Source organism: Maribacter aurantiacus, assembly GCF_005780245.1.
In the GTDB taxonomy this organism is placed as follows: domain Bacteria; phylum Bacteroidota; class Bacteroidia; order Flavobacteriales; family Flavobacteriaceae; genus Maribacter; species Maribacter flavus.
In genome coordinates this window covers 205,482-222,017 of the sequence record NZ_VBUK01000001.1, presented here as the reverse complement: position 1 = coordinate 222,017, position 16,536 = coordinate 205,482, and the positions used below count along the sequence as shown (strand labels likewise).

The window sequence follows — 16,536 nt, the reverse complement described above, 5'->3', positions numbered from 1 at the left end:
AATACACTAATCAAATTACATTAAAATGAAGAGATACATACTTCTTTCCTTGGTCGCCATGGTGGCATTTTCATGCAAGGAGATAAAAAAGGAAGAAAAAACGGAGGTTGTTGAAGAAGTAGCCCCAGAAATAAAGCTGTATACCTTGGATGGAGGTACCATCATGGTAAACAATCTTCAATTATTTTCACAGGATACTACCTACCAGGGCCAAACAAAGGAGTTCGCGGATCCCTTCTATGTTGTGGTACATCCCAAAGGAACCTTGATGTGGGATGCCGGCCTTCCGGAAATGTTGGTAGGACAACCTGCTTATACAGACGATGCCGGGGCATTTACCGTATCTAGACAGGATAGTGTTGTAAACCAATTGAAGAAAATTGGATTAACACCAGATGACATCGATTATATAGCACTTTCCCATACCCATTTTGATCATAGCGGTCATGCCAATGCCATTAAAAATGCCACATGGTTGGTACAAGGTCCGGAATATGATTTTGTCACCAGCGAAGATGTCAAGAATAGTGGTGAAGGCATCTATGAGGCGATACAGCAATTGGATAAGATTAAGAAACTAGAAGGTGATTATGATGTTTTCGGCGATGGAAGTGTCATTATAAAATCCATGCCCGGCCATACACCAGGGCATCAGGTCCTGTTTCTGGACCTGCCGGAAAACGGACCCACACTATTGTCTGGAGATTTATATCATCTATACGAAAATAGGGAGCACAGACGAGTCCCTAGCTTTAACTATGATGTGGAAGAAACACTGGCAAGCATGGAAGATTTTGAAACATTTGTAAAGGAAATGGGCGCTAAGGTGTACGTACAACATCAAAAGGACGATTTTAATAAAATGCCAAAGGCACCTGAATTTTTAAAGTAACAGACTATGTTGAAAATTAAAAACCTGCATGCGCAGGTAGATGACAAGGAGATATTAAAGGGAATAAACCTGGAAATAAAGGCCGGCGAGGTCCATGCGATCATGGGGCCCAATGGTTCTGGGAAAAGTACCTTGGCAGAAGTAATAGCCGGTAAGGAAGAGTTTGAGGTCACTGAAGGATTCGTGGAATTGGACGGTGAGGATTTGGAGGATGTGGCTCCGGAGGAAAGGGCGCATAAGGGAATCTTTCTTTCCTTTCAATATCCCGTGGAAATTCCTGGCGTATCGGTTACCAATTTCATGAAGACTGCTATTAACGAATCCAGAAAGGCAAAGGGCTTGGAAGATATGCCAGCGAACGAGATGCTGAAATTGATCCGTGAGAAATCGGAATTGTTGGAAATAGACCGCAAGTTTTTGTCCCGCTCCTTGAACGAAGGATTTTCAGGAGGGGAGAAGAAACGAAATGAGATTTTTCAAATGGCCATGTTGGAGCCAAAAGTGGCAATTTTGGACGAAACCGATTCCGGATTGGACATTGATGCGTTGCGAATAGTGGCAAACGGGGTTAACAAATTAAAAAGTAAGGACAACGCGGTATTGGTTATCACCCATTATCAAAGATTGTTGGATTACATCGTGCCCGATTTTGTCCATGTTTTGCACGATGGTAAAATCGTAAAGTCCGGAGGCAAGGAATTGGCCTTGGAACTGGAGGAAAAGGGATACGATTGGTTAAAGCAGGAAGCTGCCATTTAAGGTAAAAAGTACAAGGTATTAAGTACGAGGTGGAAAATATCAAAAACTAACCACTTTATACTAACTACTCAATACTAAAAAATATGGATTTAAAAGATAAATTGATTTCTTCCTTTATGGCGTTCGAGAATAACGTGGATGTGGAGCATCCCGTTCACGACGTACGTACGGAAGCTATAAAGAATTTTGAAAAAAAAGGTTTTCCCACCAAAAAGGAGGAAGCGTGGAAGTACACATCCTTGAATAGTCTTCAGAAAATAGACTTTAGCATCTTCCCAAAAGAGGAGAATGCCTTGGAGTATAAGGATGTCAAAAAATATTTTCTACACGAGATAGATACCTATAAAATCGTTTTTATAGATGGTATCTATAGTTCCTACCTTTCGGAGACCACCCATGACGGTGTGGACATCTGTTTAATGAGCGCAGCGTTGACAAAACCCATGTACCAGCCCGTAATCGATGTTTACTTTAATAAAGTAGCGTCCAAGGATGAGTCCTTGACGACCTTGAACACTGCGTTCAGTAGGGAAGGGGCGTATATCTATATCCCTAAGAACAAGATGCCTAGGAAACCTATTGAAATCCTACATTTTGCCACAGGTAACGAAGCCTCTTTGATGTTGCAGCCAAGAAATCTGATCATTGTGGAGGAGAATGCCGAGGTGCAGATTATTGAACGGCACCAAAGCTTAACAGGCAATGAAGTATTGACCAATTCCGTGACTGAAATTTTTGCAGCGGAAAACGGTATAGTGGACTATTATAAAATTCAGAACGATGCACCTACGGCTTCTTTAATAGATAATACCTATATCGACCAAAAGGATAAGAGTGTGGTAAGGGTGCATACCTTTTCTTTCGGAGGGAAATTGACACGAAATAACCTGAATTTCTATCAGAATGGGGAGTACATAGACTCCACTATGAAAGGCGTTACCATTTTGGGCGATAAACAACATGTGGACCACCATACTTTGGTACACCATATAGAGCCCAATTGCGAAAGCCATCAGGATTATAAAGGAATTTATGGTGACAGTTCCACTGGGGTCTTCAATGGTAAGATTATAGTGGATAAAATAGCCCAGAAGACCAATGCCTTCCAACAGAACAACAATATTTTGGTCAGTGATAAGGCGACCATCAATACCAAGCCGCAATTGGAGATTTTTGCCGATGACGTAAAATGCTCCCACGGATGTACCATTGGGCAATTGGATGAAGATGCCTTGTTCTATCTACAGACTCGTGGAATACCCCAAAAAGAGGCACGTGCCCTATTGATGTACGCCTTTGCGAACAACGTATTGGCAACGGTTCGGATTCCGGAACTCAAAACACGGATCAATAAATTAATAGCGAATAAATTAGGGGTGAACCTAGGGTTCGACTTATAGAAGTGCTATGAAACATACTAATAGATATTTAAGGGCCATTATTACAATGGCCCTTTTTTTATTGTCAGACCTAGGTGTAAAGGCACAAGAGGCACATTTTGGGTTAAAAGGGGGACTCAATTATTCTTCCATTGTAGGTGACCTTACGGATGGGCTAAAGTTTAGATTTTCAGGTCACGGTGGCATTTTTATGGAAATTGATTTCTCCGATACATTTAAGTTGCAGCCAGAGCTTATGTATTCATCCCAGGGATTTCAATATAGTACGGATCTGGCCGCCATCCAGACAAATGGTGCTGTTGGCGAAGAGAACGATTTTAGAACCAACGTTCAATTAAACTTCATTACGATACCTATTTTGGGAAAGTTTGCGCTAAATGACCGTATAGACCTGGAGTTTGGACCTCAATTTGGATTTTTGCTCAATCAGGTAACAAAAATCAAGGATTTGGACCAGAATATAAATGCAGAAAGAAGGGCTGTGATTTCTGGGGATTTTCAATTGGATTATGGCGCGGCCGTGGGACTAGGACTTATATTAAACGACAATTTCTCCATATCCCCAAGGTTTTATATCGGGCTTCGAAATAGGTTGAATGCCTTGCAAGGAGCACAGAACTATAACGCTTCCATACAATTATCGTTGAATTATTTATTTAAGTGATTTGCACTATAAAATTGGAGTTTTTCTAGTAATCTAAGGTTAATGTGAAATAGTCTTTAATCAAAATGTAAAGTTTTATCTGCATGATTGCAAAGGGGATAAACATATTTATAAGTCCGAATGGGTTTTAGCTTTTTATTAATAAACTTTCAAATCTTCAAATACCCTATATGTCTTGGCTATCGGGTATCTTTGTATATCAATACATCGATATGTTGGATATAAATAAGATACGCGAAGATTTTCCCATCCTAAAGAGAAAGGTCAATGACAGGCCTTTGGTGTATTTGGACAATGCGGCGACCTCCCAGACCCCAAAACAGGTCATTGAAGCCATCGTGGATTATTATGAAAACTACAATGCCAACATCCACAGAGGCGTTCACACCCTTTCACAGGAGGCAACGGATAAGTACGAGCAGGCCAGAATAAAAATCCAGAAGCATTTTAATGCGGCCAAACCCTATGAAATAATTTTTACCTCGGGAACAACGCATAGCATCAACTTGGTCGCCAACGGGTTTGCTGCGTTATTGGAAGACGGCGATGAAATCATAGTCTCTGCCATGGAGCATCATTCCAACATTGTGCCATGGCAAATGTTGTGCGAGCGAACAGGGACCATTTTGAAGGTTATTCCAATGAACATGGAAGGGGATTTGATGATGGAGGAATATGAAAAAATGTTGTCCAACAAAACCAAAGTGGTCTTTTGTAACCATGTATCGAATGCCTTGGGAACCATTAATCCTATAGATGAAATAATTAAGAAGGCCCATGGTGTGGGTGCCGCAGTATTGATAGACGGGGCCCAGGCCGCACCCCATATTGTCGCCGATATGCAAGCGTTGGATGTGGATTTTTACACATGTTCCGCCCACAAAATATGCGGCCCTACCGGAGTAGGTATGCTTTATGGTAAAGAGGAATGGTTGAATAAACTACCGCCCTATCAAGGGGGTGGGGAAATGATTGCCGAAGTGACCTTCGAAAAAACCACCTACGCCGATCTCCCCCATAAGTTTGAAGCGGGCACCCCAAATATTTGTGGAGGCATCGCTTTTGGTGCGGCACTGGATTACATGCACCAAATAGGATTTAAGAATATAGAGGAATATGAGGCCGAATTACTGGCTTATGCCACCAGTGAGCTTCTGAAAATAGAGGGACTCAAAATATATGGTACGGCACAACGCAAGACCTCGGTCATCTCCTTCAATATCGAGGGGGTACATCCCTATGATATTGGCACTATTTTGGACAAATTGGGCATCGCCGTACGAACCGGCCATCATTGTGCCCAACCCATCATGGATTTTTATAAAATTCCGGGTACGGTAAGGGCCAGCTTTAGTTTTTATAATACTATGGCCGAAGTAGATACTTTGGTCGAAGGTGTACAAAGGGCCCGAAACATGTTGTTGTAAGGCAATTTGTTAGAGTAAGACTAAACTTTTGATTACCAAGAATTCCTATTGTATTTTTGTAGAAAACAATACATGCAGGTAAAAGAAATACAGGAAGAAATTATAGACGAGTTTTCCATGTTTGATGACTGGATGCAGCGTTATGAATATATGATAGAATTGGGCAAGTCGTTACCTTTGATTGAAGATGCCTATAAGACCGATGACAATATCATCAAAGGTTGCCAGAGTAAGGTGTGGGTGCATGCAGAATTGCAGGATGATAAATTGGTGTTCACAGCGGACAGCGATGCCATTATCACCAAAGGAATCATCGCCATTTTGATACGTGCATTCAGCAACCAAAAACCTAAGGATATCATTGAGGCTGACACCGATTTTATAGATAAAATAGGACTTAAGGAACATTTATCGCCCACAAGGGCCAACGGACTGGTGAGTATGATCAAGCAGTTGAAACTCTATGCAGTGGCCTATCAAACCCAAATAAAGTAATAGATATGAACGAAGAAGTAGTAGGAACGGATACCTCAGAATTGGGGGAGAAAATCGTAAAGGTGCTCAAGACCATTTACGATCCTGAGATTCCTGTGGATATATATGAATTGGGACTAATTTATGATGTACTGGTCAATGAGGACAACGAGGTTAAAATATTGATGACCTTGACTTCCCCCAACTGTCCGGTCGCCGAAACACTTCCAGTGGAGGTGGAGGAAAAGGTAAAATCCTTGGATGCCATCAAGGACGCCGAGGTAGAGATTACCTTCGACCCTCCATGGACCCAAGATTTGATGAGCGAAGAGGCTAAGTTGGAACTGGGATTGTTATAAATTTCGGCCAAATAAGGAATGGTATGGCAGAGGAAATCATCAATCGGGTCGCTAACAGCAAACTGTTCACTTTCAACCTGGAAGACCATTATCCTACCGGTGAACGGAAACTTTTGGACATAAAGTACTGGTTGTACGAAGGCATTATTCTGAGGGAAAAAGAGTTTAGGACAGCTCTGGAGGAGTATGATTGGAGCCAATACCAGGACTGTTATGTGGCGCTAACTTGTTCCAGTGATGCCATTGTGCCCGGATGGGCGTTTATGTTGATTACGACCAAATTACAACCGATCGCCAAAAGAATTGTACAGGGTTCACTGGAGGATTTGGAGACCGCACTTTACTACGATGTCATAAATACTTTGGACCTTTCCCCATACCAAGATATGCCTATAATTGTAAAGGGTTGTAGTAAAAGACCGGTTCCCCCGAACGCCTACATTTTTTTGACACAAAAACTGCAGAAAGTGGCCAAGTCCATCATGTACGGGGAAGCCTGTTCTTCTGTACCCCTTTTCAAGCGTAAATAATCAGTCAATTTCTATATCTAAAAAGTGACTATTCGTAAATTTGGTGTCTAATTGAAATAAACACTAAATCATGAAAAACACTTTCTTAGTTACATTCCTTCTTTTGGGATGCGCTTTTGGATTTGCACAGACCGAAGCGGAATTAAAAGCGGAGATGGCCCCTAAAAAGGATTCCATTGCCGCTATTCAGGGTAGGGTAGACGCCATTCAGGCAAAAATTGACGCACTTCCGGGCTGGAAAAAAGGTGCTTTTGGTACCATAGGAGCCAACTTGACCAATTTCAACAACTGGTATGCCCAAGGTTCTCCCAACAACTCTTCCGGAAATATTGGTGTTACCGTAAACGGATTCGCAAACCTAAAGCAGGAGAAGTTTTTTTGGAGAAACTCCATGAACGTAAATCTTGCCTGGGTTAAGTTCGATGACAAGGATGACCCCAGCGATGATGACAGCTTCAGACAGGCATCGGACGTATTTACAATCTCCTCCTTGTACGGTCAAAAATTGAGCGAAAAATTCGCCATATCCGGTTTGGGCGAGTACAGAACCACCTTATTGAGCAATTTCAACGATCCTGGATATTTGGATTTGGGAGTTGGTGCTACATGGACCCCAATTACGGATTTGGTAGTGGTCATCCATCCCTTGAACTACAACTTTGTGTTTAGCAAGAACGACGCTGTTTTTGAGTCTTCTTTGGGAGCCAAGATCGTGGCGGATTACACCAGAAAAATAGGTGCCGTTAACTTTAAGACCAATCTTTCTATGTTCCAAAGCTACAAAAGCGGTGACTTGTCCAATTACACATGGATCAATTCCTTTGGCTATACGCTTTGGAATGGCATTGGACTCGGTTTTGAGTTCGGTCTAAGGAATAACAAGCAAGAGGCCCTAAACTATGCCTTGAACCAAACACCGGCAACGGCTACTTCCTTTGATGACGTGGAGAACGATCTACAGACGTATGTGCTGTTTGGTCTTAACTACGCTTTCTAAGAAAAGACTAGTATTATTAAAATAAAAAGCCCTCCTTTTTAGGAGGGCTTTTTGGTTAAGTAGGTATCGTAAAACTTGGGGTTTTTACTTTTAGCTTAAGAAGTTAAATACTGATTTGGGGTCAACACTATCACTTAAACACAGAGTAAAGGTACGGCCTAGATTCAATTTGTACCGCATTTATGTTGTGAACCCAATCCAAAATGTGGTGTAAAATATGAGAGGTTTGATTTGATCGATGAACGACACCAAAGTCTTTAAATGGCTATTGGTATTCGTCCAAATTCTCCGGATAAAGGAAATTATTGTAGGGAAAACGTGTCACATGTATGTCCCTGACCTCCTGGTACACCCGTTTTCTGAATTCATCCAGATTTTCTTTATTTAAGGCGGAAATGAACAAGGCCCTATCGCCCACTTTTTCCATCCAAGTGCGTTTCCATTCCTCAATGGTAAAATGTCTGGAGGTTTTTTCGGTCATGAGATCATCTTCGGCAATAACCTCATTCGTATATTGATCAATTTTATTAAAGACCATAATGGTCTTTTTCTCGGAGCTTTTGATATCCGTAAGGATTTCGTTGACCGAATGGATATGTTCCTCAAATTGGGGATGGGAAATGTCAACGATATGCAGTAGAAGGTCGGCCTCACGTACCTCGTCCAAAGTACTTTTAAAGCTTTCTACCAGTTGGGTAGGGAGTTTGCGAATGAACCCTACGGTGTCGCTTAGTAAAAAGGGAAGATTGCCCAATACCACTTTTCTAACTGTGGTATCCAACGTGGCAAAAAGTTTATTTTCCGCAAAAACCTCGCTTTTGCTGATGACGTTCATTAGGGTGGATTTGCCTACATTGGTATATCCTACCAAAGCGACACGCACCAAGGAGCCTCGGTTCCCTCGTTGGGTCTCCATTTGTCGGTCAATCTTTTCGAGTTTCTTTTTGAGCAAGGTGATTCGGTCGCGGACGATACGTCTATCCGTCTCAATTTCCGTTTCACCCGGACCTCGCATCCCGATACCCCCTTTTTGCCTTTCCAAGTGGGTCCACAGACCGGTGAGGCGGGGCAATAGATATTCATACTGTGCCAACTCTACCTGCGTTCTTGCATAACTGGTTTGAGCCCGTTGGGCAAAGATGTCCAAAATAAGGCTGGTACGGTCTATAATTTTGCACCGCAATTGTTTTTCTATGTTCCGCTGTTGGGCAGGGCTAAGCTCATCGTCAAAAATGACGGAACCAATTTCGTTTTCTTCCACAAAACGTTCTACCTCTTCCATTTTCCCGCTGCCAATAAGTGTTTTTGGATTGGGGACGTCCACTTTTTGGACAAAACGTTTTATGACCTCCCCACCCGCCGTGTAGGTAAGGAACTCCAATTCATCTAGATACTCCGTTACTTTCTCTTCGTTTTGTTCCCTATTGATGATTCCAATAAGGACTGCCTTTTCGTACTCTATGGTCTTCTTCTCTAACATATATATGCAAAGTGCAAAATTACGGAAAACCGCCTATGCTATTTTAGTAATTTTATGGCCCCTTAAAAAAAGGACATGCGATTTCCATTCTTCAAAAAGAAAACTTCCAAACATTTATATACCATTGCCTTCTACAATTTGGAGAATCTTTTTGACCCTAAGAACAATGTCCGTACGTTGGATGAAGATTTTACCCCGGACGGATATAAGAACTGGACCCAGAAGAAGTATCGCAAGAAATTATCCGGTCTAGCCAAGACCATATTTGGCATAGGACAATTCGCAAATCCATATCCACCCGTAATAGTAGGCGTTGCCGAAGTTGAGAATCGCTCTGTCTTAAAGGACCTGATTGAAACGGAGCCTCTAGAGGATGTGGATTATGATTTTGTACACTATGAATCTCCCGATGAACGGGGAATCGACACAGGGCTCATTTACCGCAAAAAATATTTTAAGGTGCTCACCTCCGGAGCAATTCCACTTATAATCAGCAATCCAGATGGAGAACGTGATACTACCAGAGATATACTCTATGTCTGCGGACTACTGAACGGCGAGAAAATACACCTGTTCGTAAACCATTGGCCTTCAAGAAGGGAGGGTGTGGAAAGCACCGAATATAAGAGAATTGCCGCAGCCGAGGTTATAAAAAGAAAGATGGTCGCTATTCAAAGGGATGAAACCGACCCTAAGTATATCGTAATGGGCGATTTCAATGACGACCCCTCGTCCAGTAGCATCCAGTCCCTTTTACAAAATACGGGGTTGCACAACCCGATGGAAAGCCTTCATATACCCAAATCCCGGGGTAGCGCCAGTTATAAAAAAACCTGGAGTCTTTTTGACCAAATACTACTCTCCCATAGATTCTATAAATATGAAAAGGGAAGCCATAGTTTTGACACCGCCAATATCTTTGACCAGGATTTTCTAAAGGAACTAAAGGGAAAATATAAGGGTAATCCTTTTAGGACCTTTGTAGGAAGGAAATACCTGGGCGGTTATAGCGATCATTTTCCCGTATATATCGTTTTAAAGTTGAACAAGTAAAAAGAAGGAATAACCTTACAAACATCAAAAAAAGATACTTTCACAACACCCTTTTTAAAACTACTATGTAGTTCATCGAATTTATGGATGTACCGAATTTCCCGATTCGAGTCATTCAATAATATTGTAGTCCAAATCTTACATAATTTATTTATGTTATGGACTATAGATATTATTTTTTCCATAGGGGCGTAAAGATTTCGCTTCTCTTTTTTCTTGTTTTTGGAAGCCTACGAATGGCTGCGCAATCAAAGGAATTTAAGTCCTTAATTAAGCAGGAATATGATTTTTCCAAATTTGGTTCCATGCAAGTTGACCTTGAATTCGATTATGAAGCCAATAGGTCCAAGATTTTGGCTATGGCCAAAGCGAATAAACTGAAAATAAAAGAGGTTTTGCCCGACGGTAAAAAGGTGGAATTACAGGAAATTGGTCAGGATGGAAGCCCCATTTATTATGAAACTTATGCAGATAATGCCAGCCAAGCTTCCAGGGCTTCTGCACTGCATAGCAATGGACTATTAAATTTGGATCTGGACGGTTTGGGAATGCAGGTAGGGGTTTGGGATGCGGGAGTTGCGCTGACCTCCCACCAAGAATTTGATGATCGGGCAATTATTTATGACGAAAGCACCGAAATCGATGCGCATGCTACCATGGTCACGGGAAGTTTGATTTCCTCAGGGATAAAGAGGGATGCCCAGGGAGTTGCCTATAGGGCACATGTGCTTTCCCATGATTGGACTCGGGACAAGATCGAGGTTGCGGCCGCCGCTGCAAACGGTCTATTGTTATCCAATCATTCCTACGGCATAAAATCGGACCGAGTACCGGATTGGTATTTTGGTTCCTATATCAAGGTAGCCCAGGACTGGGACAATATCATGTTCAACGCCCCCTACTATCTTATGGTAACGGCGGCGGGGAATGCACGGCATAGTGGGGATAACGAATTCCCTATTTTTGGAAATAGTGAAGATGGTTTCGATTTGCTCTTGGGATTTACCGTGGCCAAAAACGGGATTACTGTGGCGGGATCCAATACTAGAATCGATACAAGGGGAAACTTAAAAGAAGCATCGGTATCGTCCTATAGCAGCTATGGCCCAGTAGACGATGGAAGAATAAAACCGGATTTGGCCGGAGACGGATCTTCCATTGTTTCAACCGATGCGAAAGGAGATACCAGCTATGATGTATCCTCGGGTACTTCCATGGCAACACCAGGCGTCACAGGTGCCCTATTGTTACTGCAACAGTATAACGAACAACTTTATGGCTCTTATTTAAAGGCCGCCACCCTAAAAGGCTTGGCTTTGCATACCGCGGATGACGTGGATGCTCCGGGTCCGGATTATAAGATGGGATGGGGCGTGATGAATGCAAAAAAGGCTGCAGAGCTATTGTTTCAAAAGGATTTTAGTACCCATGTTTCGGAAAGTACCTTGGCATCGGGAGAAACATTTGAATTTACGATTAAGGCAACTGCTGGCGAGACACTTACGGCTTCCATTTCATGGACCGATCCTGCATCGGAATATATAAATCGGGGAACGTTGAACGATGGCACACCCGCACTCGTGAACGATTTGGACATCAGAATAACCCAAAACGGAAGAACCTTTCTTCCTTGGAAGTTGAATCCCAAAAACCCAAATGCTCCAGCTGAACAAGGCGATAATGCGGTAGATCCATTTGAGAAAATTGAAATACCCAATGCTCAAGGCACGTATACCATAGTTGTTTCCCATAAAGGAGGGTTATTGCAGGATGAGCAGGACTTTTCCTTGATAGTTTCGGGGGCTTCCTTTACAGAATGTAGTTTGGAGGCACCCGTGGGATTGGCACTGGCAAACGCACTTGAAAAAGAAATTTCCTTGGAATGGGACGAAATTGCGGATGGTCTCTATGAAATCCAGTACAGAAACGAAAAGGATGATGCGTGGATTTCAGACTTTACCACGACCCATTCAAAGGCCCTATCAGGTTTGGTTCAGAACGAAGCCTACATAGTGCGGGTTAGGACCTTTTGCTCCCAAAATATGGCCTCGGAATTTGGCATGGAATACAGGTTTACCTTCGAAGGAAGCAACACCATGGTAGGGCCCTTGGATGTATTCCAGACTCATAGTACGGACCAAGGCATCAACTTTTCCGTATATCCCAATCCTGCAATAAACCAAATAAGCCTTCTGACCGAATTAGGTGATTCAGCGATGTATCGAATTATCTCTTCTGCCGGAATAGAATTAAAAGTAGGTCAGGTAAACACCGGGCCTATTCAGGTGGCCGACCTTGCCACAGGAATGTACATCCTTCAAGTTAAGGATGGTGACACATACAAAAGTACCAAATTCTATAAAAATTAAGTTTTTAATTCGTCCGGTATTCCCCCGGAACCAATTCATTTTTCCTATTATTCGGACCCGACATGCCAAATGCATGTCGGGTCTTTTTTCTAGATATCTGGAGGACCTCCTGCATAGACAAAATCGATATTGAAATAAGTCAAAACAAGAAAATAGCTATTCATTTCAGGCCCTAATTTGGTACCTTTACGGTTACTGGAACTTAAAAACTTAGAGACAATGGATACTAGTAAAAATCCCCATGGAGAAGCATGGGACGTGAACGATTCAGAAGCCGCCGCTTGCCCATTTTTGAACGGGCAAATGAACCAATCTGCAGGCGGAGGAACCACTAACAGGGATTGGTGGCCCAATATGTTGAACCTGAACATTTTGAGGTTGCATTCTTCCAAGTCGGACCCCATGGATCCTGACTTCAACTATGCCGAGGAATTCAAAAAATTGGATTTGGCGGCCATCAAAAAGGATTTGACCGATCTAATGACCGACAGTCAGGATTGGTGGCCAGCGGATTATGGACACTATGGCCCCTTCTTCATTAGGATGACCTGGCATGCCGCGGGAACTTACAGAATATCCGATGGACGAGGGGGCGGAAGTACCGGTAATCAACGTTTTGCACCTTTGAACAGTTGGCCGGATAACGCAAACTTGGACAAGGCCAGATTGTTATTATGGCCCATCAAACAAAAATACGGGAAACAGATTTCCTGGGCAGATTTGTTGATATTGGCCGGAAACGTGGCCCACGAGTCCATGGGACTTAAGATGTTCGGTTTTGGCGGTGGCCGTGAGGATATCTGGCAGCCTGAAGAGGACATTTATTGGGGTTCCGAGACCGAATGGTTGGGCAATAAGGAGCGGTATGATTCTGATGGCAACAAACTGGAAAATCCCTTGGGAGCTGCCCACATGGGGCTTATTTATGTGAATCCGGAAGGGCACAATGCCAATCCAGATCCGATGGAAGCGGCACATTATATCCGTGAAACCTTTGGTAGAATGGCGATGGACGATTATGAGACTGTAGCCTTGATTGCCGGGGGACATACATTTGGTAAAACGCACGGTGCTGCCAAGGATTCCGAATTTTTGGAGCCAGAACCAGCTGGTGCGGACATCACCATGCAGAGTATGGGATGGAAAAACAACTTCAATAGTGGTGTAGGTGCGGATACGATTACTAGTGGACTGGAAGGTGCTTGGAGCCAGACTCCTACAAAGTGGAGCCATAATTACTTTAAAAACCTATTTGGGTTTGAGTGGGAATTGACAAAAAGTCCCGCAGGGGCATGGCAGTACAAGCCCGTAGGCGATGCTGGTGCAGGTACCGTTCCAGATGCGCATATTGAAGGGAAGACCCATCAACCTTTTATGTTGGTGACGGATATGTCCTTACGTATGGACCCTGCTTACGAAAAGATATCCAGACACTTTTTGGAAAATCCGGATGAGTTTGCGGATGCCTATGCAAGAGCGTGGTTTAAATTAACGCACAGGGACATGGGGCCGTTGGATAGATATTTAGGGCCCGAAGTTCCAGAAGAGGTTCTTTTATGGCAAGATCCCGTTCCTGCGGTAGACCATGAGTTGGTAAATGATTCCGATATCGCTGAATTGAAGAAAAACATTTTGGCTTCTGGATTGTCATTGTCCAGTATGGTTTCAGCCGCGTGGGGAGCAGCTTCTATTTACAGGGATTCTGATAAAAGAGGTGGTGCCAATGGCGGACGTATCCGTTTGGCTCCACAGAAGAACTGGAAAGCCAACAATCCAACCCAACTGGCAGAGGTCATCGATACCTTGGAGCGTATCCAAAAAGAATTCAACGATGCCCAATCTGGAAACAAAAAAGTTTCCTTTGCAGACTTGGTTGTATTGGCTGGAACCGCTGCCGTAGAAAAGGCGGCGCACAATGCCGGTCATGAAGTAACCGTGCCATTCGCTCCAGGAAGAACGGATGCATCCCAAGAAAATACCGATGTTGAGGCATTCGAAGCCTTGGAACCATTGGCTGATGGATTCAGGAACTTTACCAAAGGAAAGTATTCCGTTAAAGGCGAGGAATTGTTGGTGGACAGGGCGAATCTATTAACCCTTACACCGCCCGAAATGACGGTATTGGTAGGAGGTATGCGTGCTTTAGGTGCAAATTCTGACGGTTCCAATCACGGTATTTTTACCGATAAGAAGGACCAGCTGACCAATGATTTCTTCGTAAACCTATTGAATATGGGAACTACTTGGAAGTCTATTTCGGATGATGATTCCCTGTTTGAAGGAACCGACCGTAAAACGGGTGCCAAGAAGTGGACAGGTACGCGTGTGGATTTGATTTTTGGATCTAACTCGGAATTGAGGGCCCTAGCTGAGGTATATGCCACCTCCGATGCCAAAGAGAAGTTTGTAAAGGACTTTGTAAAGGCATGGACCAAAGTGATGAACTTGGACAGGTTTGACTTGAAAAAGTAATTCAGACTAACTCAATTATTTATTTAATAGGGCAGCCGATCGGCTGCCCTGTTTTATTTGCAAAAGTTAGAATTTAATAAATTACACCCATATCAATCCAACCGATGTTTACTGATTTAAATATCGTTCGTAAGCCAGATTACGGTGTCTTATTTTGACATTGAGAAGGATTTAAAAAATAAGCAAACCACCAAATACCAACAAGCAACTTTCCTCTTTGGAGGTTAGGGGGCCTTACACCTTCCTTATCTGATAATCCTCCAACAGCGGCTCGTTTCGTAATCTTAAGAAGACTTGGGCGGTGGTAACCACATCCAACTCACAATATTCAATGATGCGGTCCAGGTTTTTCTCTTCGTAGAAGACGTCCCGCACCATACTGCCATCAATGTCTTCCTTAGGTGAGGAGATTCCTAAAATATTGGCCATTAGTTTTAAGGAGGTATAATGTTTGTAATCCCCAAATTTCCAAAGGTCCATGGTATCCAAATGGGGCACTTCCCAGGGTTTCTTTCCAAAAAGGTCCAGTTTCCAAGGTAGGGAGATACCATTAATGATCATCCGGCGGGCGATATAGGGAAAATCGAACTCCTTACCATTGTGGGCGCAGAGGAGGTGTTTGGCTTCGCTGAAATGCCCGTTCAAAAGGTTTTTGAAATCCTTTAAAAGTTTGGATTCATCCCCGTGAAACGTGGTAACCCTAAATTGGAGGGTTTCGCCCTGCATTTTAAAATACCCTACGGAAATACAGATGATTTTGCCAAACTCTGCCCAAATACCGGCCCGATCATAAAATTCCTCGGCGGTAAACTCTTCCTTTCGTTGGTATTTGGATTTTTGCTCCCAGAGTTCTTGTTTCGCGTCGTCCAATTCTTGGAACTGTTCTTTTTCCGGGACGGTTTCGATATCCAAAAATAGGATGTGTTCCAAATTCAGTTTGTGTAACATACTCAGGCATAACGGTTAGCCCTTCCAAGTTAGGATAATATTTTAATTTCAATAAGATTAATCTTATCAAAGAGGTAAAATTTAGGGAACCGACCAAGTAGTCTTTTTTAGGTTTAGAAAAAATTAATACGATATGGTAAAAATAGATTTACATCCAATTCAATCGGTGTTTTACCTTGAAATAGAAATTATTACTTGAATGAAAATAGCTAATAGACCGATTGGTTTGTAAAATTTAAAAAAGTGTCTGCTGTTTAACAGGGTTTTCATGTTCCAGTAGCCATTTTTTACGGTGTAGGCCGCCGGCGTAGCCGGTAAGGGAACCATCACTACCAATGACCCTATGACATGGAACCACGATCCACAAGGGATTTTTTCCATTTGCTGAGGCCACGGCCCTAATGGCCTTTACATCGCCCAAGGTTTTGCTCAAGTCCAAGTAGGTAACCGTCTTACCATAGGGAATATCCTGCAAGGCCTTCCAAACGGATTTTTGAAAATCGGTTCCGGATGGGTTCAGGGACAAATCGAATTGTGTTCTTGAGCCTTCAAAGTATTCCTTTAATTGATAGGCGGCTTCTTCCAGGTCTGGAGGAATGATATCGGTAAGTGTTTCATCGGTATCCAAAACAGTGATGGAGGTGAGTCCGTTTGTATCTCCTTCCAACTTTGCAATTCCCAAAGGTGTTTGGATAAAGGCAGTTTCCATGTA

At 42.9% G+C, this 16,536-nt stretch carries 15 protein-coding genes; 12 read left to right on the top strand and 3 right to left on the bottom strand.

Features of this window, described 5'->3' with window-relative positions:
- Nucleotides 1-25: 25 nt before the first annotated feature.
- The 9 genes from FEK29_RS01025 (at nucleotide 26) to FEK29_RS00985 (ending at nucleotide 7,502) form a co-directional block, all read left to right on the top strand.
- Entirely contained in the window at nucleotides 26-892 is an 867-nt protein-coding gene (locus FEK29_RS01025) for an N-acyl homoserine lactonase family protein (protein ID WP_138256547.1), read from the top strand.
- A 6-nt stretch (nucleotides 893-898) separates the two neighbouring features.
- Entirely contained in the window at nucleotides 899-1,651 is a 753-nt protein-coding gene (gene sufC, locus FEK29_RS01020; protein WP_138256546.1) for a Fe-S cluster assembly ATPase SufC, read from the top strand.
- Between the two features lie 83 nt (nucleotides 1,652-1,734).
- Nucleotides 1,735-3,051 (top strand): Fe-S cluster assembly protein SufD, encoded by a 1,317-nt coding sequence (gene sufD, locus FEK29_RS01015; protein ID WP_138256545.1) that lies wholly within the window; start codon nucleotides 1,735-1,737, stop codon nucleotides 3,049-3,051.
- 7 nt (nucleotides 3,052-3,058) lie between these two features.
- Nucleotides 3,059-3,715, top strand: a complete 657-nt coding sequence (locus FEK29_RS01010) for a porin family protein (protein ID WP_138256544.1) — start codon at nucleotides 3,059-3,061, stop codon at nucleotides 3,713-3,715.
- 212 nt (nucleotides 3,716-3,927) lie between these two features.
- On the top strand, nucleotides 3,928-5,142 hold the full coding sequence (locus tag FEK29_RS01005) for an aminotransferase class V-fold PLP-dependent enzyme (RefSeq protein ID WP_138257311.1): 1,215 nt from the start codon (nucleotides 3,928-3,930) through the stop codon (nucleotides 5,140-5,142).
- 72 nt (nucleotides 5,143-5,214) lie between these two features.
- Nucleotides 5,215-5,637, top strand: coding sequence for a SufE family protein (locus FEK29_RS01000; RefSeq protein ID WP_138256543.1), 423 nt, complete (start codon nucleotides 5,215-5,217; stop codon nucleotides 5,635-5,637).
- Nucleotides 5,638-5,642: 5 nt separating this feature from the next.
- Nucleotides 5,643-5,975, top strand: a complete 333-nt coding sequence (locus tag FEK29_RS00995; protein WP_138256542.1) for an SUF system Fe-S cluster assembly protein — start codon at nucleotides 5,643-5,645, stop codon at nucleotides 5,973-5,975.
- Nucleotides 5,976-5,998: 23 nt separating this feature from the next.
- Nucleotides 5,999-6,505 carry a DUF2480 family protein gene (locus tag FEK29_RS00990; RefSeq protein ID WP_138256541.1) on the top strand — a complete coding sequence of 169 codons (507 nt, stop codon included), beginning with the start codon at nucleotides 5,999-6,001 and terminating at the stop codon, nucleotides 6,503-6,505.
- A 70-nt stretch (nucleotides 6,506-6,575) separates the two neighbouring features.
- Nucleotides 6,576-7,502 (top strand): DUF3078 domain-containing protein, encoded by a 927-nt coding sequence (locus FEK29_RS00985; RefSeq protein ID WP_138256540.1) that lies wholly within the window; start codon nucleotides 6,576-6,578, stop codon nucleotides 7,500-7,502.
- 265 nt (nucleotides 7,503-7,767) lie between these two features.
- Here the strand turns inward: FEK29_RS00985 and hflX are convergent, their stop codons facing one another.
- The gene (gene hflX, locus FEK29_RS00980) at nucleotides 7,768-8,982 is read right to left on the bottom strand and encodes a GTPase HflX (RefSeq protein ID WP_138256539.1); all 1,215 of its coding nucleotides are present in this window, start codon (nucleotides 8,980-8,982) and stop codon (nucleotides 7,768-7,770) included.
- A 75-nt stretch (nucleotides 8,983-9,057) separates the two neighbouring features.
- On the opposite strand from hflX, the gene FEK29_RS00975 reads away from it, so the two are divergent.
- The 3 genes from FEK29_RS00975 to katG all read left to right on the top strand — a co-directional run bounded on the left by FEK29_RS00975 (nucleotide 9,058) and on the right by katG (nucleotide 14,876).
- Nucleotides 9,058-10,035, top strand: coding sequence for an endonuclease/exonuclease/phosphatase family protein (locus FEK29_RS00975; protein WP_138256538.1), 978 nt, complete (start codon nucleotides 9,058-9,060; stop codon nucleotides 10,033-10,035).
- Nucleotides 10,036-10,193: 158 nt separating this feature from the next.
- Entirely contained in the window at nucleotides 10,194-12,404 is a 2,211-nt protein-coding gene (locus FEK29_RS00970) for a S8 family serine peptidase (protein ID WP_138256537.1), read from the top strand.
- A 219-nt stretch (nucleotides 12,405-12,623) separates the two neighbouring features.
- On the top strand, nucleotides 12,624-14,876 hold the full coding sequence (gene katG, locus FEK29_RS00965) for a catalase/peroxidase HPI (RefSeq protein ID WP_138256536.1): 2,253 nt from the start codon (nucleotides 12,624-12,626) through the stop codon (nucleotides 14,874-14,876).
- Nucleotides 14,877-15,110: 234 nt separating this feature from the next.
- Here the strand turns inward: katG and FEK29_RS00960 are convergent, their stop codons facing one another.
- Nucleotides 15,111-15,824 carry a 3'-5' exonuclease gene (locus tag FEK29_RS00960; RefSeq protein WP_138256535.1) on the bottom strand — a complete coding sequence of 238 codons (714 nt, stop codon included), beginning with the start codon at nucleotides 15,822-15,824 and terminating at the stop codon, nucleotides 15,111-15,113.
- A 235-nt stretch (nucleotides 15,825-16,059) separates the two neighbouring features.
- Nucleotides 16,060-16,533 (bottom strand): methylated-DNA--[protein]-cysteine S-methyltransferase, encoded by a 474-nt coding sequence (locus FEK29_RS00955; RefSeq protein ID WP_138256534.1) that lies wholly within the window; start codon nucleotides 16,531-16,533, stop codon nucleotides 16,060-16,062.
- Nucleotides 16,534-16,536 lie beyond the last annotated feature (3 nt).